Raw genomic sequence first — 18,920 nt, forward strand, 5'->3', positions numbered from 1 at the left:
CCAACCGAAAAGACTTTCCACCACCATCCCATGCGGGAAGTGGTCGTATCCGGTATTAGACCCAGTTTCCCGGGCTTATCCCAGAGTCGGGGGCAGGTTACTCACGTGTTACTCACCCGTTCGCCGCTCGAGTACCCCGAAGGGCCTTTCCGCTCGACTTGCATGTGTTAAGCACGCCGCCAGCGTTCGTCCTGAGCCAGGATCAAACTCTCCAAACAATGTTTGAAAGGTTTTCCCGACTGAAAGCACCCGACTCGCGTCGGATGTATCAACCAAAGGAATCCGTCCCCCACCGAAGGYGGGTTGGACGGGGTTGTGCTTCATGCACTGGCTTTTAACACACTGTTGAGTTCTCAAGAAACGGACGCGTTCTCCATCTTCCCGGCCAACTGGCCCGGCGTCCGGGGCGTTCCATTCGTTATTTCGATCTTAGCTCGCCTGCCGTTTTCGTGTCAAACCGCTCATTTCGAGCCACTTGCCACAATCCGGTCAAGCTTGGTTAAGATTTTGACTACCCCTTCTCAAGGGCAACCCTCTAAACTTACCCTGCCATCTGGAGCTCGTCAAACCCCCTGGTTTTCAAGGGTTTGAGCGGACACCGAAGGCTCAGGCTCGTTCAGTGGGAGTCGGCCCTGGGGCCCGTCCGCCGGATTCGGCGTCCGGCTCGCTCCCGGGGCATTGAGAACATTAGGCGGCCCCCGGAGCCTCGTCAAATCAACCCCTCCGGGGGAACCTGCAGGTCACCGGCGACTCGCGGCTCGATCCGCGCTCTTCGCTACCCGAACGTTACAGAAACAGACGACGAGCGCCCCGGCCGGAGCCGGGGCGCTCGTCACGCGGATCACGACGTCGGTACCGCGGTCAGCCGTGCGTACCGGAGACCACGCATACCCGGACGCCGGCCGTACGCAGGCGTCAGGCGGTGACCTCGACACCGCCGATGGAGCGCTTGCCGCGGCGCAGCACCAGGAAGCGGCCGTGCAGCAGATCACCGGCCGACGGCACGTAGGCCTCATCGGTGATCTTCACGTTGTTGAGGTACGCGCCGCCCTCCTTGACCGCGCGGCGGGCGGCGGACTTCGACTCCACCAGTCCGCTCTCGGCCAGCAGATCGACGAACGAGGCCCCCACCGCGGAGACCTCGGCGCGCGGCACCTCGGCCAGTGCCGAGCCGAGCGTCCGGGCGTCCAGCTCCTCCAGCGAGCCCTGGCCGAACAGCGCCCTCGACGCCGCCACCACCCGTGCCAGCTCGTCGGCTCCGTGAACGAGGGTCGTGACGTCCTCGGCCAGTGTCCGCTGCGCCTCACGGGCCGCCGGACGGTCGGCGACGGCCTTCTCCAGCTCGGCGATCTCGTCCTGGGTGCGGAAGGTGAACACCTTGAGGAAGCGGACGACGTCCCGGTCGTCGGCGTTCAGCCAGTACTGGTAGAACGCGTACGGCGAGGTCAGGGCCGGGTCGAGCCAGACGGCGCCGCCGGCGGTCTTGCCGAACTTGGTGCCGTCCGCCTTGGTGATCAGCTTGCCGGTCAGGGCGTGGGTGTGCGTGCCCTCCACCCGGCGGATCAGGTCGACGCCGGCGGTGATGTTGCCCCACTGGTCGCTGCCGCCGAGCTGGAGCGTGCAGCCGTGCCGGCGGTAGAGCTCCAGGTAGTCGTTGGCCTGCAGGATCTGGTAGCTGAACTCGGTGTAGCTGAGCCCGTCGCCGCCCAGACGCGCGGACACCGACTCCCGGGCGAGCATGCGGTTGACCGGGAAGTGCTTGCCGACGTCGCGCAGGAAGTCGATCGCCGACATCTCCGAGGTCCAGTCGAGGTTGCTGACCAGGGTCGCGCCGGTGGGCCCGTCGTCGAAGGAGAGGAACTTCTCCACCTGGACGCGGATCCGCGCGACCCATTCCGCGACGACCTCGGAGGAGTTCAGCGACCGCTCGGTGCTGCGGCCGCTGGGGTCGCCGATGAGACCGGTGGCCCCGCCGACCAGGCCGATCGGGCGGTGCCCCGCCCGCTGGAAGCGGGTGAGGATCAGCAGCGTGGCCAGGTTGCCGGCGTGCAGCGACGGAGCGGTCGGGTCGAAGCCCGCATAAACCGTGATCGGCCCCTCGGCGAGTGCCGTGCGCAGCGCGTCGGCATCGGTGGTCTGCGCGATGACGTCGCGCCATTCGAGCTCATCGAGGATGTCGGTCACGATCCTTGCTTTCCAATGTTCGAAGGGACATATACCGCTCCCGTACAGCCTGCCCGATCCCGGCACCGCCCGCCACCCGGAATCTCCCCGGTGACCGGCAGGACAAGCATGTCCTGCCGAAGGATCTACCGGCGGCGCGGGACGTGTGGCCGGTACGGCGAGACCGTGGGGTCTCCGTCGATCCAGAAGCGCCAGGGGATCTCCCGGGCCGACGAGACCCCGGTGCGAGGCCCCGACCGGATCGCCTCGGCCCCGGGAGGATCGCCGCCCAGCACGCCGGCCGGACCGGGCGGGCCTGCCGGAGCGGGCGCGCCGGCCGGGCCGGGCGGGCAGACGTCGAGCCCGTCGTGCTCCCGGGTGAAGTCGAGTGCCACCGCCAGGCGGGCGGGTCCGCGTGCGAGGTCACGCGCGGCGACGGTACGGCTCGCACCCGCCGTCCGGCGGGTGCGGGCCACCTCGGCGCCGGAGACCACCTCGCCGGCTCGGAGCAGCACGCCCGAGCCCACCCCTTCGGGGAGGCAGACGATGTTGGCGCAGAAGTGCATGCCGTAGGTGAAGTAGACGTACAGGTGCCCCGGCGGCCCGAACATCACCGCGTTGCGCGGCGTCCGGCCCCGGTAGGTGTGGGAAGCGGGGTCCTCCCCGGGCACGCCGTACGCCTCGACCTCGGTGATGCGGACCGAGACCGGTCCGTGCACGAGCACCCGCCCCAGGAGGTCCGGGGCGACCTCGTGGCCGGGCCGGTCGAAGAACTCCCGTGTCAGGGGCACGGACCCGGTGAGCACCGGCTCGCCGGGTCCGCCGGCCCGCATCAGTTGCCGCTCGCCCAGGCCGCCTGGGCGTCGACGGTCTCGCGCAGCTCGGCGAGCTGGTCGCGGACCCTGTCGGGTGCCGTGCCGCCGTGCGCCTTGCGGGCCGCCAGCGCGCCCGGCACCGAGAGGACCTCGCGCGAGTCGGGCGTGAAGTGCGGCGAGACCTTGGCCAGCTCCTCGTCGGTGAGCTCGTCGAAGTCCTTGTCGTTGACCTGGCACCAGACCACCAGGTGGCCGACCGCCTCGTGCGCCTCGCGGAACGGGACGCCCCTGCGGACCAGGAGCTCGGCCAGGTCGGTGGCCAGCGCGAACCCGTCGGGGGCAGAGGCCTCCATCTTGGCGGTGTTGACGCGCATGGTGGCGACCAGGCCGGCCACGGCCGGGAGGACCAGCAGCAGGGTGTCGACGGAGTCGAACACCGGCTCCTTGTCCTCTTGCAGGTCACGGTTGTAGGTCAGCGGCAGGCCCTTGAGCGTCGTCAGCAGCGACATGAGGTTGCCGATGAGACGGCCGCTCTTGCCCCGTGCGAGCTCGGCGACGTCCGGGTTCTTCTTCTGCGGCATGATCGACGAGCCGGTGGAGTAGGCGTCGTCCATCTCGATCCAGCGGAACTCCTGCGAGGCCCACAGGACGATCTCCTCGCCCAGCCGCGACAGGTGCATGCCGATCATCGCCGCGTCGAACAGGAACTCGGCGGCGAAGTCACGGTCGGCGACCGCGTCCATCGAGTTGGGCGCGGCCGAGTCGAAGCCGAGCTCCCTGGCCACGGCCTGCGGGTCCAGCGGCAGCGACGATCCGGCCAGCGCGCCCGAACCGAGCGGCGAGACAGCCGCCCGCCTGTCCCAGTCACGCAGCCGCTCGATGTCGCGGGCGAAGGCGTGCACGTGGGCCAGGAGCTGGTGGCCGAAGGAGACCGGCTGGGCGTGCTGCAGGTGGGTCATGCCGGGGGCGGCCGTCTCGGCGTGCTCCTCGGCCTGGCTCATCAGCGCGGTCTCCAGCTCGACCAGCCGGGACACGATGTGCCTGACGTGGTCGCGAAGGTAGAGCCGGAGGTCGGTGGCCACCTGGTCGTTGCGGCTGCGCCCGGCGCGGAGCTTGCCGCCGAGCGTGCCGAGGCGCTCCAGCAGGCCGCGCTCCAGCGCGGTGTGGACGTCCTCGTCGGCCACGGTCGGCCGGAACTCACCCGCCTTGCAGGCCCGCTCCAGGTCGTCCAGGGCGCCGATCATGCGCCCCAGCTCCTCCTCCGTGAGCAGCCCGGCGCGGTGCAGCACCCGGGCGTGCGCGCGCGAGGCGAGCAGGTCGTACGGCACGAGCCGCCAGTCGAAGTGCACGCTCACCGAGAGCCTGGTCAGCGCGTCGGCCGGACCTCCCTCGAACCGGCCGCCCCACAGCCGCATCGGCTTACCACCATCAGTCACCGTTGTTCTCCCTCCCAGTTCAATCCGCGACCATAGCCCACTCAGACCAGTCGGGCGTCCCGGGCGGACGCGATCTTGGAGGGCAGGCTCCACAGCTCGACGAAGCCCTTGGCGAGCGACTGGTCGAAAGTGTCGCCGGTGTCGTAGGTGGCGAGGTTGAAGTCGTACAGCGAGGCCTCGGAGCGCCGGCCGGTGACCGTGGCCCGGCCGCCGTGCAGGGTCATCCGGATCTCACCGGTGACGTGCTGCTGGGCCTCGGCGATGAAGACGTCCAGGGCCTTCTTGAGCGGGGAGAACCAGAGGCCGTCGTAGACGAGCTCGCCCCAGCGCTGGTCCACCGACCGCTTGAACCGCGCGAGGTCGCGCTCGACGGTGACGTTCTCCAGCTCCATGTGCGCGGTGATCAGCGCGATGGCGCCGGGCGCCTCGTAGACCTCACGGGACTTGATGCCGACGAGCCGGTCCTCGACCATGTCGAGCCGGCCGACGCCCTGGGCGCCGGCGCGCCGGTTGAGCTCGGCGATGATCTGGAACGGGGTCAGGTGCCGCCCGTCCAGCGCCACCGGGACGCCCTTGACGAAGCTGATGATGACCTCGTCGGCCTCGCGCGGCTCGGCCGGGTCGGCGGTGTAGGAGTAGACGTCCTCGATGGGGCCGTTCCAGATGTCCTCCAGGAAGCCGGTCTCGACGGCCCTGCCCCAGATGTTCTGGTCGATCGAGTAGGGGTTCTTCTTGCTGGTCTCGATCGGGAGGTTCTTCTCCTCGGCGTAGGCGATCGCCTTGTCCCGGGTCCACGCGTAGTCGCGGGCGGGGGCGATGACCTTGAGCTCGGGGAAGAGCGCGGCCAGGCCGGCCTCGAACCGGACCTGGTCGTTGCCCTTGCCGGTGCAGCCGTGGGAGACGTGGGTGCCGCCGAACTCCTTGGCCGCGGCGGCCAGGTGCTTGACGATCAGCGGCCGCGACAGCGCGGAGACCAGCGGGTAGCGGTCCATGTAGAGGGCGTTGGCCTGCAGGGCGGGCACGCAGAAGTCGGAGGCGAACTCCTCACGGGCGTCCACGACGACGGACTCGACGGCGCCGCAGTCGATGGCCCGCTTCCGGATGGCCTCCATGTCCTCGCCGCCCTGGCCGACGTCGACGGCCACGGCGATGACCTCGGCGCCGGTCTTCTCGGCGAGGAAGGGAATGGCGACGGAGGTGTCGAGGCCGCCTGAGAAGGCGAGTACGACCCGGTCGTTCATGATCAGTTTCTCCAAAGTCTTCGCGTCACAGATGTTCGGGTGGAGCTGGGGTGGCCCGCCGTCGCGGGCTAGATACGTCGGTCGGCGTGCCGGAGCAGGGCCTCGGCGACCGCTTCTCCCCCCATCGGGTCCCGGCTGATGACGAGGATCGTGTCGTCTCCGGCGACCGTGCCGAGGATGGACTTCCAGTCGGCGTGGTCGATGGCGGAGGCGAGGAACTGGGCGGCCCCCGGCGGCGTGCGGACGATCACCAGGTTGGCGGACGCCTCGGCGGAGACGAGCAGTTCCTCGGCGAGGCGGCCCAGCCGGGCGGCCGGGGACTCCCCGGAGCCGAGCCTGGCCAGCGGGATCCGGCCGCCGCCCTCGCCGGGCAGGGCGTAGACCAGGGAACCGTCCTCGGCGCGCAGCTTGAGCGCGCCGAGCTCGTCCAGATCACGGGAGAGGGTGGCCTGGGTGACCTCCACCCCGCTCTCCAGCAGGAGCTTGGCGAGGTCGGGCTGGGAGCGGACCGGCTGGCGCTCCAGGAGCTCGGCGATCCGCGCCTGGCGGGCGACCTTGGTCATGGGAATCATCAGGTGGCCTCTTCCGCGGGCCTCATGCCAAGCGTGCCACGCCCGCCGGCGCTCTCCGCGCTCCGGGTGGCCGAGACCAGCCAGTGCAGCAGGGCCTTCTGGGCGTGCAGCCGGTTCTCGGCCTGGTCCCACACCAGGCTCCGCGGGCCGTCGAGCACGTCGGCGGAGATCTCCAGGTCCCGGTAGGCGGGCAGGCAGTGCAGCACGATCGCGCCGGGAGCCGCGTGGCTCATCAGCGCGGCGTTGACCTGGTAGGGCGTCAGGTCGGCGATCCGCTGCTCCTTGCCGTCCTGGCCCATCGAGACCCAGGTGTCGGTGGCGATCACGTCCGCGTCGGCGGCGGCCGCGGCCGGGTCGGGCAGCGCGGCGACCGATCCGCCGGTCTCCGCGGCGAGCCGGCCGGCCTGCCGCATGATCTCCGGGTCCGGCTGGTAGCCGGGTGGGGCGGCGATCCGCACGTGCATGCCGGCGAGGGCTCCGCCGAGCAGGTAGGAGTGGGCCATGTTGTTGGCGCCGTCTCCGAGGTAGGTCAGGGTGAGCCCGGCGGTCTTGCCGAAGTGCTCCCTGACGGTCTGCAGGTCGGCGAGGATCTGGCAGGGGTGGAACTCGTCGGTGAGCGCGTTGACCACGGGCACCGAGGACGCGGAGGCCATGGCCTCGATCCTCTCCTGTCCCGCGGTCCGCCACACGATGGCGCCGACCTGGCGCTCCAGGACTCGGGCGGTGTCCTCGATGGACTCGCCCCGGCCCATCTGCGAGGATCCGGCGTCGATGATCAGTGGTAGGCCGCCGAGCTCGGCGATGCCGACGGCGAAGGAGATCCGGGTCCGGGTGGACGGCTTGTCGAAGAGCACCGCGACCGTCTGCGGGCCGTCGAAGGGCCGGTAGCCGTGCCGGTCCTTCTTCATCGCCTCGGCCAGGTCGAGCACCTCGGCCTGCTCAGCGGGCGACAGGTCGTCGTCCCGGAGGAAGTGCCTGGTGCGCGCGGCGTCCGCACGGTGGTCAGTCATCAGCGGCCTCGTCAAGGATGGCGGGGAGCGCGGCCACGAAGGCGGCGATCTGCCCGGAGGTGATCACCAGCGGGGGCGCGAGCCGTACCGCGCTGGGCTGGAGGGCGTTGACCAGGAAGCCGGCGTTCTGGGCCGCCGTCTGGACCTGCGCGGAGCGGTCGGCGGTCAGCACGATGGCCAGCCACAGGCCCCTGCCGCGCACGCCCGCCAGCAGCGGGTGGTCGATCGCGGCGATGCCCTCGGCGAGCTGCGCGCCGGCCGTGCGGACGTGCTCCAGCAGGCCGTCCCCGTCGATGGTGTCGAGTACGGCGAGCGCGGCGGCGGCCGAGACGGGGTTGCCCCCGAAGGTGGAGCCGTGGTCGCCCTTGGCGAAGATCGTGCCCGCCGGGCCGAGGCCGACGCAGGCCCCGATCGGCATGCCGCCGCCGAGGCCCTTGGCCAGGGTCAGGATGTCGGGCAGGACGCCGTCGTGCTGGTGGGCGAACCAGTGGCCGGTGCGGCCGATCGCGGACTGGATCTCGTCGGCGACCAGCAGCGCGCCGGTCGCGTCGCAGATCTCCCTGGCGGCCTTGAGGTAACCGTCGGGCGGAGGCACGACTCCGGCCTCGCCCTGGGTGGGCTCCAGGAAGACCGCGGCGCACTCGGCGGTGACCGCGTTCTTCAGCGCGTCGGCGTCGCCGTAGGGGACGAAGCGGACGTCCACCGGGAACGGGCCGAACTGGTCGCGGATGGACGGTTTGCCGGTCAGCGAGAGCGCGCCGAGGGTCCGGCCGTGGAAGGCGTTCTCGGCGGCCACGAAGTAGCCGCGGCCGTTCGTCTTGCCGTACTTGATGGCCAGCTTGAGCGCGGCCTCGTTGGCCTCGGTGCCCGAGTTGGTGAGGAAGACCCTGGCCGGGGCGCCGAGCAGGCCGAGGAGCCGTTCTGCGAGCAGCACCTCCGGCTCGTGCAGGAACAGGTTGCTGGTGTGCGCGAGCGTGGCCACCTGCCTGGAGACGGCCGCCACCAGCGCCGGGTGGGCGTGGCCGAGCGAGCTGACGGCGATGCCGCCGATCAGGTCGAGGTACTCCCGGCCGTCGACGTCCCAGACCCTCGATCCCTCGCCGCGCGCCAGCGCCACCGGGGGCACGCCGTAGTTCGGCATGAAGGCGGCCTCGAAGCGCTTGCTGAGCGCGTCCGCGACGGGACGTTCGTACAGGCTCACTTGTCGCTCCCGTTCAGCTGGATGGTGGCGGTCAGCCGCCGGTTGACCAGGTTCGGCACGGCCGGCGCCTTCGCGACGTCCGGCAGCACCATGGTTCCGATGCCCTCGTCGGTGAAGATCTCCAGCAGCACCGAGTGGGGCACCCTGCCGTCGAGCACGTGCGCCTGCGGCACGCCTCCCCGGACGGCGGTCAGGCACGCCTCCATCTTGGGCACCATGCCGCTGGACAGGCCGGGCAGGAGCTTGTCGAGCTCCGTGGCCGACAGCTGCCTGATGACCTCGTTGCCGCCGTCCCCGGCGTCGGGGCGCCAGTCGCGGTAGAGGCCCTCGACGTCGGTCAGGACGATCAGTTTGGACGCCTGGAGCGCCACCGCGACCGCGGCGGCGGCGGTGTCGGCGTTGACGTTGTAGACGGTGCCGTCGTCGCTGCGCGCGATCGAGGAGATCACCGGGATCCGCCCGTCGTCCAGCAGCGCCTGCACGGCTCCGGCCTCGACGTTGACGATGTCGCCGACCTGGCCGATGTCCACCTGGGCTCCGTCGACGACGGCGTGCTTGCGGACGGCGGTGAACAGGTGAGCGTCCTCGCCCGACATGCCGATGGCGAACGGCCCGTGCCGGTTGACCAGGCCGACCACGTCCCGGTTGACCTGGCCGACCAGGACCATCCTGACCACCTGCATGGCCTCGGGGGTGGTGACCCGGAGCCCGGCGGTGAAGGTGGACTCGATGCCGAGCCTGTCGAGCTGGGCGTTGATCTGCGGTCCGCCGCCGTGCACGATCACCGGCTTGAGCCCGGCGTAGCGCAGGAAGACGACGTCGGCGGCGAACTTCTCCCGCAGGTGCTCCTCGGTCATCGCGTTGCCGCCGTACTTGATGACGACGGTCGCGCCGTTGAAGCGGGCGAGCCAGGGCAGCGCCTCGATCAGCGTGTGCGCCTTGGCCAGGGCGTCGCCGGTCTTCATGAGGAGTACGCCGAGTTCTCGTGGACGTAGGCCGCGGTGAGGTCCGTGGTGTGGACCGTCGCCGAGTGCGGGCCCGCCGACAGGTCGACGGTGATCGTCACGTCGCGGGGGCGCAGGTCCACCTTGGAGCGGTCGTCCCCGGCCGCTCCGCCCCTGCAGATCCAGACGCCGTTGATGGCCACGTTGAGCCGGTCGGCCTCGAAGACGGCGTCGGTGGTGCCGACCGCCGACAGCACCCGGCCCCAGTTGGGGTCCTCGCCGTGGATGGCGCACTTGAGGAGGTTCGAGCGGGAGACGGTACGGCCGACCACGACGGCGTCCTCCTCCGACGCCGCGCCGACGACCTCGATGGCGATCGCCTTGGTCGCGCCCTCCGCGTCCACCAGGAGCTGGCGGGCGAGATCGGCGCAGACCGCGCGGACCGTCTGCTCGAACTCGGCGAGGTCCGGGGTGACGCCGGAGGCGCCGCTGGCCAGCAGCAGGACGGTGTCGTTGGTGGACATGCAGCCGTCGGCGTCGAGCCGGTCGAAGGTGACGGCGGTCGCCCTGCGGAGCACCGCGTCGAGCTGCTCGGCGGGCACGTCGGCGTCGGTGGTGATCACGCAGAGCATGGTGGCCAGGGCGGGGGCGAGCATGCCCGCTCCCTTGGCCATGCCGCCGACCATGTAGCCGCCCTCGCCGCGCCTGAAGGAGATCTTCGAGACGGTGTCGGTGGTGCGGATGGCGTCGGCGGCGGCCAGGCCGCCGTCCCTGCTGATCTGGGAGACCGCGAGGTCCACCCCGCCCAGCAGCGCCTCCATCGGCAGCCGCTCGCCGATCAGGCCGGTGGAGCAGACCGCGATCTCGCCCGCCGACTCGCCGAGCGCCCCGGCGACCTTCTCTGCTGTGGCGTGGGTGTCCTGGAAGCCCAGCGGGCCGGTGCAGGCGTTGGCGCCGCCGGAGTTGAGGACGACCGCGTGGATCCGGCCTCCGGCCAGCACCTGCTGGGACCAGAGCACCGGCGCGGCCTTGACGCGGTTACGGGTGAAGACACCCGCCGCGGCGCGCGACGGGCCGTCGTTGACGACGAGCGCCAGGTCGCGGGCGCCGCCGGATTTGATTCCGGCGACGACACCCGATGCCCGGAAGCCGAGGGGGGCGGTCACACTCATGGGGCAACTCCATTGAGAGGAAGGCCGAGTTCTTCTGGCAGGCCGAGGGCGAGGTTGGCGCTCTGGATCGCGCCTCCCGCGGTGCCCTTGGTCAGGTTGTCGATGGCGATGACGGCGACGACGCGGCCGGTGCGCTCGTCCAGGGTCACCTGGAGGGCGGCGGTGTTGGCGCCGAGGGTCATCGAGGTCGCGGGCCACTGCCCCGGTGGCAGCAGCCGCAGGAACGGCTCGTCCTTGGTCGCGTTCTCGTAGGCCTCGCGCAGGACCTGCGCGGTGACGCCGGACTTGGCGGGCGCCGTGCAGGTGGCGAGGATGCCGCGGCTCATGGGAGCCAGCATGGGGGTGAAGGAGACCTTCACCGGCTCACCCGCCAGGGGGGAGAGGTTCTGCTCCATCTCGGGGGTGTGCCGGTGGACGCCGCCGACGCCGTAGGCGCTGACCGAGCCCATCACCTCGCTGCCCAGCAGGTTCGGCTTGAGCGACTTGCCCGCCCCGCTGGTGCCGGTGGCGGCGACCACGACCACGTCGGGCTCGGCCAGGCCGGCGGCGAAGGCGGGGAACAGCGCCAGGGTGACGGCCGTCGGGTAGCACCCGGGAACGGCGATCCTCCTGGTGGCGCGGAGCCCGTCACGCAGGCCGGGCAGCTCGGGCAGCCCGTACGGCCAGGCGCCCGCGTGGACGCCGCCGTAGAAGTGCTCCCAGGCCGCGGGGTCGGTGAGGCGGAAGTCGGCGCCGCAGTCGACGACGAGGGTGTCGTCGCCGAGCTGCTCGGCGACGGCCGCGGACTGGCCGTGCGGGAGGGCGAGGAAGACGAGGTCGTGGCCGCCGAGGGTGTCGGCCGCGGTGTCCAGCAGGATCCGGTCGGCCAGCGGGGCCAGGTGCGGCTGGTGGGCGCCGAGGGCGGTGCCCGCGTTGGAGCCCGCCGTCAGCGCGCCGATCTCGATCTCGGGGTGGGACAGCAGCAGGCGTAGCAACTCGCCTCCGGCATAGCCGCTTGCACCGGCGATCGCCGCTCTCATCCGTCCCCCAACACTGCATATTCATACGCTTTTGCTTATGGACTTACTAGAGAGATTATGCATCTTCCAGGATTGTCATGCAACTAGCCGATGCGTCGGCGCCGGGTCAGCCGGATAAGACAAAGGGCCCAGAGCTGTACAAATAACCATATTTCACCATGTATGATCATGCGTCCTTGAGGTCGGTGATGTTTCGGCACTGTTGCCCGTACCTACCGGTCGGTATCGTTACGTTTCCGGTCCCTCCGCCCCCGGGGAGTACGAACACATGACTGTCACCCATGACCAGGTCCAGGCCCAGCTCACCGGTCCAGGGCAGCTTTTCGAGATGGAGGAGGTCACCGGCCACGGCGGTGCCGTCAGGACGTGGAAACACGCGCCCGGCCACTTCCGCGCGCTCCTCGAGATGAGCCGGTTCCACGGCGACAAGGTCTTCCTGACGTACGAGGACGAGCACATCACCTACGAGGAGCACTTCCGGCGGGCGGCGACGCTGGCACGGCGCCTGGTGGAGGACTACGGCGTGGTCAAGGGCGACCGGATCGCCATCGCCATGCGCAACTACCCCGAGTGGGTGGTCGCGTTCTCCGCCACGCTGGCCGCCGGGGCGGTGGCCGTACCGCTCAACGCCTGGTGGACTGCTCAGGAGCTGGAGTTCGGGCTGTCGGACTCGGGGGCCAAGGTGCTGATCGCCGACGGCGAGCGCGCCGCCAGGATCGGCGGCCTGGCGCAGTCGCTGATCGTGGCCCGGGGCGAGGCGCCCGAGGGCGCCCGCTCGTTCGAGGACGTGCTGGGCGCCGTCGAGGCCGACGTGACGCTGCCGGCGGTCGAGCTGTCCCCGGAGGACCCGGCCACGATCTTCTACACCTCGGGCACCACCGGCCGCCCCAAGGGCGCCCTCGGCAGCCACCGCAACCTCGGCCAGTCCCCCATGACCGTGGCCTACAGCCTGCTGCGCAGCGTGGTCCGGGCGGGCAAGGACCCGGCGGAGTCGGCCGGGCAGCGCCGCGTCACCCTGCTCACCGTGCCGCTCTTCCACGTCACCGGCTGCTTCGCGGTGATGACCACCACCATGTTCACCGGCGGCGGCCTGGTGCTGATGTACAAATGGGACGCCGGGCGGGCCCTGGAGCTGATCGAGCGCGAGAAGGTCACCACGTTCAGCGGCGTGCCCACCAACGTGTGGCAGCTCCTGTCCCACCCCGATCTGGACAAGCATGACATCTCCAGCCTCAACTCCCTCGGGTACGGCGGCGCCCCGGCCCCGCCGAAGCTGCTGGAGCGCATCACCGAACTGCTGCCCAGCCGCTCCCCCTCCAACGGCTACGGTCTGACCGAGACCACCGCGCTCACCATCAACAACGCCGGCGTGGACTACCTGGCCAAGCCCGACAGCATCGGCCTGCCGATGCCCGTGGTCGAGGTGAAGATCTCCGACCCGCTCGGCGACGAGCTCCCGGCCGGCGAGGTGGGAGAGCTCTGCCTGCGCGGCCCGAACGTGATCCTCGGCTACTGGAACCGCCCCGAGGCCACCGCCGAGACCTTCATCGGCGGCTGGCTGCACACCGGCGACCTGGCGCGGGTGGACGAGGAGGGCTTCGTGTTCATCGTGGACCGGGCCAAGGACATGGTCATCCGCGGCGGCGAGAACGTCTACTGCGCCGAAGTCGAGGCCGCGCTGTTCGAACATCCGGCGGTGGACGACGTCGCGGTGATCGGCATCCCCCACGACGAGCTCGGCGAGGAGGTCGGCGCGGTGGTACGGCTGGCGTCCCCGGCGAGCGCCGAGGAGCTGCAGGCCTTCCTGCGCGAGCGGATCGCGGCGTTCAAGATCCCGGTCCGGTTCTGGGTCCGCGAGACCGAGCTCCCCCGCAACCCCGGCGGCAAGATCCTCAAGACCCACCTCCGCAAGGAGGTCCTGGGCTCCTGACGCGGGATCGGCGGTGACCTGCGGTGAGCGGCGTAAAATCGTTTGCCTTGGCGCAGGTCACCGCCGAGACTGATTGACCGTGCCTGAAACTCCTGACCGATCGCTCAGAACGCTGGTCCGCCGGCTGAAGATGGACCTGGGCCCCCTGCGCGACTCCCGTGACTTCCGGCTGCTCTTCGGCTCGGGACTGGTCACGATGTTCGGCACCTTTCTCACCCTGGTCGCGGTCCCGCTGCAGATGAAGGAGCTCACCCACGGCTCCTACCTGGCGGTCGGCCTGGTCAGCGTGGCGGAATTCGTGCCCATGGTGGTGTGCGGGCTCTGGGGCGGGGCGATCGCGGACGCGCTGGACCGGCGGAAGATCATCCTCTACACCGAGGCGGGGCTCTGCGTCACGGTCGTGGTCCTGATGGTCAACGCGATGCTGCCGGAGCCGCAGATCTGGGTGCTGTACGTGGTCGGCGCGCTCTCCGCGGGCCTCGGCAGCCTGCAGCGGCCGAGCCTGGAGTCGCTGATGCCGCGCGTGGTCAGGCACGACCAGCTCACCGCGACCGCCGCGCTGACCAGCTTCCGCTGGAACCTCGGCGCCATCGTGGCTCCCGGCCTCAGCGGCCTGATCGTCATCTGGTTCGGTTTCGCCGCCGCCTACGGCGTCAACGTGGCGACCTTCCTGTTCTCCCTGGCCCTGCTCTGGCTGGTGAAGGCCCCGCCGCAGTCCGAGGACGCTCCCCCGGCGTCGATCAGGGCGCTGGTCGAGGGCGTCCGCTACGCCGTGGGCCGCCCGGACCTGATGGGCACCTACCTGGTGGACATCGCCGCGATGATCTTCGCGTTCTCCACCGCGCTGTACCCGTTCCTCGCCGACGAGCTCGGCGTCCCCGAGGCGCAGGGCCTGTTCTTCTCCGCCTCGGCCGTCGGCTCGCTGATCGCCTCGGTCACCTCGGGCTGGACCAGTCACGTCCACCGCCACGGCCTGGGGGTCATCGTGGCGGCGATCGGGTGGGGCGGCGCGGTGGCGCTGGCGGCCGTCATGCCCACCGTCTGGGGCATCTTCGTCTGCCTGGCCCTGGCCGGGGCGGCCGACATGATCAGCGGCGTCTTCCGCTCCACCATCTGGAACCAGACCATCCCGGACGAGTTCCGTGGCCGCCTCGCGGGCATCGAGCTGCTCTCGTACACCAGCGGCCCGATGCTGGGCAACGCCAGGGCGAGCCTGATGGGCCAGCTCGGCGGGACCCGCTTCTCCCTGGGCGCGGGCGGCCTGCTGTGCATCGGCGCGGTGGTCGCGATGGCCGGGCTGCTGCCCAGGTTCCGCGACTACGACGCCCGCACCGACGAGCACGCGACCAGGGAGCGCGCCCGTCGCGAGGCCCTCGCGGGGGCCGAGACCTGACGGCCGCCCGCCGGAACGCCCCAGGCTGCTCCCCGCGGACCTCCGGCCACTCCGGCGCTCCGGAACGGCCGGCCCTCCGCCGGGGAGACCGGGCGGCTCTGCGGGTCCGGGTCTCAGCCGGCCTCGCGCCAGCCCTCGTACTCCTCCGCCAGCGCCTCCAGCCGTGCCAGGTGATCCGTCTCCAGCACCCCGTCGGGGTCCTCGACGACCACGACCCACTGGGCGTCCTCGGCGTCGTCCTCGCCCGCGAGGGTCTCCCGTACGACGGCGGGCGTGCCCATCCGCGGAAACTCCTCGGCCACGGTCTCCGCGACCTCTTCCGCGTCGCCGCGATCGGCGAAGACCAGCAGGTGTCTCAACGTCCCTCCCGAAGGTGAAGGCCCCGGCGGCAGGACCGCCGGGGCCTCCGCCGCTGTGGATCAGACGCCGCGGAGCTGGGCTCCGGTGCGCTCTCCGGCGAGCGCCACGGCCGCGTCGCGGGCCGCGCTGGCCTCCTCGGCGGTCAGCGTCCGGTCCGGCGCCCGGAACCGCAGGGAGTAGGCCAGGGACTTGCGGCCCTCTCCTGCCTGGGCCCCGGTGTAGACGTCGAACAGCCGGACCGACTCCAGCAGGTCGCCCGCCCCCTCGCGCAGCGCCGCCTCCACCGCGGCCACCGGGGTGGCGGCGTCGACGATGAGCGCGACGTCCTGCGTGGCGACCGGGTAGGCGGAGATCACGGGCGCCGCCACCGGACCGGCCGACGGCGACTCCAGCCGGGACAGCTCCAGCTCCATCGCGCTGGTCCGCGCGGGCAGGCCGTACGCCTCGATGACGCGCGGGTGCAGCTCACCGGCGTGACCGACGAGCACGTCCCCGGCGTACAGCGCCGCGCAGCGGCCCGGGTGCCAGGGCTCGTGCCGGTCGGCGCGGACGTCGAGGGTGACCCCGGCCTCCCGGGCCACCGTGCGGGCCGCCTCGACGGCGTCCGCCCAGGTGCCCGCGCGTCCCTTGCCCCACCAGCCGGACCGTTCGAACTCCCCGGCCAGCACGGCGCCCACCCGCAGCGGCTGGGCGGGCAGCGCGGCCTCGATGGAGGCGAGCTCCTCCTCGGTCGGCCTGCGGTCCACCCCGAGCACCGGCGCGGTCGCGGGCGCGCCCTGCGAGGGCCGGTAGACCAGGCCCATCTCGAACAGCGCCGCGTCGCCGAAGCCCCGGCCGACGTTGCGGACCAGTGTCTTGAGCAGACCCGGCAGCAGCGTGGTCCGCATCAGCGGCTCGTCCTCGCTGAGGGGGTTGGCCAGCCGTACGGCACGGCGGCGCGCGTCGTCGGCGGGCAGCTGCAGGTTGTCGAAGTCACGCTCCCCGACGAACGGGTAGGCCAGGACCTCGACGTAGCCGGAGGCGGCCAGCGCCCGGCCCACCCGGCGGCGCAGCCGCTGGCTCTCGCTGAGACCGGCGCCCGCCGGGGCGGCCGGCAGGATCGAGGGCAGGTTCTCGTAGCCTTCGAGCCGGATGACCTCCTCGGCGAGGTCGTTCGGGTCGGTCAGGTCGGGCCGCCACGAGGGCGGGGTGACCGTCAGCATGTCGTCGCCGGTCACCGCCAGCTTGGCGGCGAGCTCGTCGGCGGGGACGACCGTGCCCGCGACCACCGTGCAGCCGACCTGCTCCAGGTGGCGGATCACGGTCTCGCGGTCGTAGCCGACCCCGGCGACCCTGCCGGGGTGGCCGCTCGGGATGGAGATGCGGACCGGCTCGACCTCGACCTCGGCGTGGGTCACGCCCGGCTGGATCGTGCCGCCGCCGAGCTCGGCCAGGAGCTGGGCCGCGCGCCAGGAGGCGTACAGCGGCAGCTCCCGGTCCACGCCCCGCTCGAAGCGCTTGGAGGCCTCACTGACCAGGTTGTGGCGGCGGGACTCGCGCGCGATGCCGCTGGCGGAGAAGTGCGCGGCCTCGATCACGATGTCGGTGGAGGCGTCGGAGATCTCGGTGTGCAGGCCGCCCATGGTCCCGGCCATCGAGATCGCGCCCGACCCGTCGGTGATCAGGATGTCTTCCGGGTCGAGCTTGCGGACGACGTGGTCGAGCGTCTCCAGCGTCTCGCCGGGCTCGGCCCGGCGCACCACGATCTCACCGGTCAGCTTCGCGGCGTCGAAGGCGTGCAGGGGCTGGCCCGTCTCCAGCATCACGTAGTTGGTGACGTCGACGGCCAGCGAGACCGGGCGGACGCCGGCCCGCGTGAGCCGGGTCCGCATCCACAGCGGGCTCCGCGCCGACGGGTCGAAGCCGTGGACCTCGCGCAGCACGAAGCGGTCGCAGGCGGTCGGGTCGGCGATGGAGGCCGGGTAGGACGGGCCCGCCTCGGTGGGCGGGGAGACGTCGGCCGGGTCGAGGAACGCCGAGCCGAAGGCGATGGCCGCCTCGCGGGCCACGCCGCGGATCGACAGCGCGTAGCCGATGTCCGGGGTGATCTCCATCTCGATCACGTCGTCGCGCAGGCCGAGCAGCTCGACCACGTCGGCCCCGATCGGGGTGCCCTCGGCCAGCACCATGATGCCGGCGTGCTCGTCACTCAGGCCGAGCTCGCGCTCCGAGCAGATCATGCCCTCGGACATCCGGCCGTAGGTCTTGCGGGCGCCGACCTCGAACCCGCCGGGCAGCACGCCCCCCGGCAGCACGACCGGCACCCGGTCGCCGACCGCGAAGTTGGTGGCGCCGCAGACGATCTCACGCGGCGCGGCCTCCCCCACCTCGACCTGGCAGTGCCGGATGGGCTTCTTGAAGCCCTGCAGTTCCTCGATGGCCAGCACCTCGCCGACGACCACGTTCTTGACGTCGTAGCCGTAGGAGGTGACGGCCTCCAGCTTGAGCCCGGCGGCGGTGAGCCTGTCGGCGATCTCGTGCGCGGTGACGGCGGGGAGATCGACGTACTCCCGCAGCCATGAAAGCGGGGCCTTCATCAGATCTCCATTCCGAACGGGAGCGTGAAGCGGACGTCTCCCTCGACCATGTCGCGCATGTCCTCGACGTTGTGACGGAACATCAGCGTGCGCTCGATGCCCATCCCGAAGGCGAAGCCGCTGTAGCGGCCCGGGTCGACGCCGCAGGCGATGAGCACCCGCGGGTTGACCATGCCGCAGCCGCCCCACTCGATCCAGCCCTCGGACTTGCAGGTGCGGCAGGGCGGGTTGCCCGGCACCGCGGAGGCGCCCCGGCAGACGAAGCACTTCAGGTCCATCTCGGCGGACGGCTCGGTGAAGGGGAAGTAGTTGGGCCGGAACCTGGTGGTGATGCCCTCGCCGAACATGACCTCGGCGAAACGGTCCAGGGTGCCCTTGAGGTGGGCCATGGTCAGGCCCTCGTCGATCGCCAGCCCCTCGACCTGGTGGAAGACCGGGGTGTGGGTGGCGTCGAGCTCGTCGGTGCGGAAGACCTTGCCGGGAGAGATCACGTAGACCGGGAGCCGGCGGCTGAGCAGGGCCCGGATCTGCACCGGCGAGGTCTGCGTGCGCAGCACCTTCCCGGACTCCACGGACTCCACGAAGAAGGTGTCGTGCTCCGAGCGCGCCGGGTGGTCGGGAGAGATGTTCAGCGCGTCGAAGTTGAACCACTCGCCTTCCAGCTCGGGCCCCTCGGCCACCTCGTAGCCCATCGCGACGAACGCGTCGGCGATGCGCTCCTGCAGGGTGGTCAGGGGATGCCGGGCGCCGCGCGGGGCACGGTCGGCGGGCAGCGTGACGTCGACGGTCTCCTCGACGAGGACCCTCTCGTCACGCTCGGCCTCCAGCTCGGCCTGGCGCCGGACGAGAGCGTCGGCGACGGCCTTGCGGGCGCCGCCGATGCGCTTGCCCGCCTCGGCGCGGGCCGCCGGGGGCAGCGCGCCGATCTCGCGGTTGGCCAGGGCGATCGGCGAGCGGTCACCGGCGTGTGCGAGCCGTACCTGCTTGAGTTCGTCGAGGTCGCGCGCCGCCGTGATGGCGTCGAGCGCGTCGGCCTGCATGCGCGCCATCTCATCGGCGTGCAGCGGGGTCACCTCAACCGGGTCGTA

The 18,920-nt window shown here is 71.2% G+C and carries 15 protein-coding genes and 1 rRNA gene; 2 read left to right on the top strand and 14 right to left on the bottom strand.

Annotation, left to right across the window (positions count from 1 at the left end; translation table 11 throughout):
- From CA984_RS00920 to argC, 11 genes are all read right to left on the bottom strand, one after another.
- Positions 1-218 (bottom strand): 16S ribosomal RNA (locus CA984_RS00920); the annotation flags it as partial.
- Between the two features lie 697 nt (positions 219-915).
- Entirely contained in the window at positions 916-2,184 is a 1,269-nt protein-coding gene (gene tyrS, locus CA984_RS00925) for a tyrosine--tRNA ligase (RefSeq protein WP_086566802.1), read from the bottom strand.
- 125 nt (positions 2,185-2,309) lie between these two features.
- Positions 2,310-2,996 carry a DNA-3-methyladenine glycosylase gene (locus CA984_RS00930; RefSeq protein ID WP_086566805.1) on the bottom strand — a complete coding sequence of 229 codons (687 nt, stop codon included), beginning with the start codon at positions 2,994-2,996 and terminating at the stop codon, positions 2,310-2,312.
- Positions 2,996-4,414, bottom strand: a complete 1,419-nt coding sequence (argH, locus tag CA984_RS00935; protein WP_207620625.1) for an argininosuccinate lyase — start codon at positions 4,412-4,414, stop codon at positions 2,996-2,998. Before argH ends, CA984_RS00930 begins: the two co-directional genes overlap by 1 nt.
- A 41-nt stretch (positions 4,415-4,455) precedes the next feature.
- Entirely contained in the window at positions 4,456-5,655 is a 1,200-nt protein-coding gene (locus CA984_RS00940) for an argininosuccinate synthase (protein WP_086566976.1), read from the bottom strand.
- A 68-nt stretch (positions 5,656-5,723) separates the two neighbouring features.
- Positions 5,724-6,227, bottom strand: a complete 504-nt coding sequence (locus CA984_RS00945) for an arginine repressor (protein ID WP_086566808.1) — start codon at positions 6,225-6,227, stop codon at positions 5,724-5,726.
- Positions 6,227-7,237: an ornithine carbamoyltransferase gene (gene argF, locus CA984_RS00950; protein ID WP_086566811.1), complete on the bottom strand. Its 1,011-nt coding sequence runs from the start codon at positions 7,235-7,237 to the stop codon at positions 6,227-6,229. The genes CA984_RS00945 and argF overlap by 1 nt, the downstream gene beginning before the upstream one ends.
- Positions 7,230-8,378 carry an acetylornithine transaminase gene (locus CA984_RS00955; RefSeq protein WP_242675665.1) on the bottom strand — a complete coding sequence of 383 codons (1,149 nt, stop codon included), beginning with the start codon at positions 8,376-8,378 and terminating at the stop codon, positions 7,230-7,232. Before CA984_RS00955 ends, argF begins: the two co-directional genes overlap by 8 nt.
- Positions 8,379-8,434: 56 nt before the next feature.
- Positions 8,435-9,403 carry an acetylglutamate kinase gene (gene argB / locus CA984_RS00960; RefSeq protein ID WP_086566814.1) on the bottom strand — a complete coding sequence of 323 codons (969 nt, stop codon included), beginning with the start codon at positions 9,401-9,403 and terminating at the stop codon, positions 8,435-8,437.
- Entirely contained in the window at positions 9,400-10,554 is a 1,155-nt protein-coding gene (gene argJ, locus CA984_RS00965) for a bifunctional glutamate N-acetyltransferase/amino-acid acetyltransferase ArgJ (protein ID WP_086566817.1), read from the bottom strand. Before argJ ends, argB begins: the two co-directional genes overlap by 4 nt.
- Positions 10,551-11,573, bottom strand: a complete 1,023-nt coding sequence (gene argC, locus CA984_RS00970; RefSeq protein ID WP_086566819.1) for an N-acetyl-gamma-glutamyl-phosphate reductase — start codon at positions 11,571-11,573, stop codon at positions 10,551-10,553. Before argC ends, argJ begins: the two co-directional genes overlap by 4 nt.
- A 268-nt stretch (positions 11,574-11,841) precedes the next feature.
- Here argC and CA984_RS00975 point away from each other — a divergent pair, with 268 nt between their 5' ends.
- Together CA984_RS00975 and CA984_RS00980 are read left to right on the top strand one after the other, a co-directional pair.
- Positions 11,842-13,503: a class I adenylate-forming enzyme family protein gene (locus tag CA984_RS00975; protein WP_086566822.1), complete on the top strand. Its 1,662-nt coding sequence runs from the start codon at positions 11,842-11,844 to the stop codon at positions 13,501-13,503.
- Positions 13,504-13,582: 79 nt separating this feature from the next.
- Positions 13,583-14,896, top strand: coding sequence for an MFS transporter (locus tag CA984_RS00980; RefSeq protein ID WP_242675658.1), 1,314 nt, complete (start codon positions 13,583-13,585; stop codon positions 14,894-14,896).
- A gap of 113 nt (positions 14,897-15,009) precedes the next feature.
- Here the strand turns inward: CA984_RS00980 and CA984_RS00985 are convergent, their stop codons facing one another.
- From CA984_RS00985 to pheS, 3 genes are read right to left on the bottom strand one after another with little or no spacing between them, the layout of a single operon-like run.
- Positions 15,010-15,255: a hypothetical protein gene (locus CA984_RS00985; RefSeq protein ID WP_086566827.1), complete on the bottom strand. Its 246-nt coding sequence runs from the start codon at positions 15,253-15,255 to the stop codon at positions 15,010-15,012.
- A 60-nt stretch (positions 15,256-15,315) separates the two neighbouring features.
- Positions 15,316-17,832, bottom strand: coding sequence for a phenylalanine--tRNA ligase subunit beta (gene pheT / locus CA984_RS00990; RefSeq protein ID WP_086566830.1), 2,517 nt, complete (start codon positions 17,830-17,832; stop codon positions 15,316-15,318).
- Positions 17,832-18,881, bottom strand: a complete 1,050-nt coding sequence (gene pheS, locus CA984_RS00995; protein ID WP_086566980.1) for a phenylalanine--tRNA ligase subunit alpha — start codon at positions 18,879-18,881, stop codon at positions 17,832-17,834. Before pheS ends, pheT begins: the two co-directional genes overlap by 1 nt.
- Between the last annotated feature and the right edge of the window lie 39 nt (positions 18,882-18,920).

This window comes from Streptosporangium minutum, assembly GCF_002149035.1.
Classification (GTDB): Bacteria; Actinomycetota; Actinomycetes; order Streptosporangiales; family Streptosporangiaceae; genus Streptosporangium; species Streptosporangium minutum.

What these genes read in the sequence shown, in the direction of transcription:
- CA984_RS00930 (WP_086566805.1), bottom strand. Translation starts at nt 2,996, where the DNA reads ATGCGGGCCGGCGGACCCGGCGAGCCGGTGCTCACCGGGTCCGTGCCC.
- CA984_RS00940 (WP_086566976.1), bottom strand. Translation starts at nt 5,655, where the DNA reads ATGAACGACCGGGTCGTACTCGCCTTCTCAGGCGGCCTCGACACCTCC.
- CA984_RS00945 (WP_086566808.1), bottom strand. Translation starts at nt 6,227, where the DNA reads ATGATTCCCATGACCAAGGTCGCCCGCCAGGCGCGGATCGCCGAGCTC.
- argF (WP_086566811.1), bottom strand. Translation starts at nt 7,237, where the DNA reads ATGACTGACCACCGTGCGGACGCCGCGCGCACCAGGCACTTCCTCCGG.
- CA984_RS00955 (WP_242675665.1), bottom strand. Translation starts at nt 8,378, where the DNA reads ATGCCGAACTACGGCGTGCCCCCGGTGGCGCTGGCGCGCGGCGAGGGA.
- argB (WP_086566814.1), bottom strand. Translation starts at nt 9,403, where the DNA reads ATGAAGACCGGCGACGCCCTGGCCAAGGCGCACACGCTGATCGAGGCG.
- argJ (WP_086566817.1), bottom strand. Translation starts at nt 10,554, where the DNA reads ATGAGTGTGACCGCCCCCCTCGGCTTCCGGGCATCGGGTGTCGTCGCC.
- argC (WP_086566819.1), bottom strand. Translation starts at nt 11,573, where the DNA reads ATGAGAGCGGCGATCGCCGGTGCAAGCGGCTATGCCGGAGGCGAGTTG.
- CA984_RS00975 (WP_086566822.1), top strand. Translation starts at nt 11,842, where the DNA reads ATGACTGTCACCCATGACCAGGTCCAGGCCCAGCTCACCGGTCCAGGG.
- pheT (WP_086566830.1), bottom strand. Translation starts at nt 17,832, where the DNA reads ATGAAGGCCCCGCTTTCATGGCTGCGGGAGTACGTCGATCTCCCCGCC.
- pheS (WP_086566980.1), bottom strand. Translation starts at nt 18,881, where the DNA reads ATGGCGCGCATGCAGGCCGACGCGCTCGACGCCATCACGGCGGCGCGC.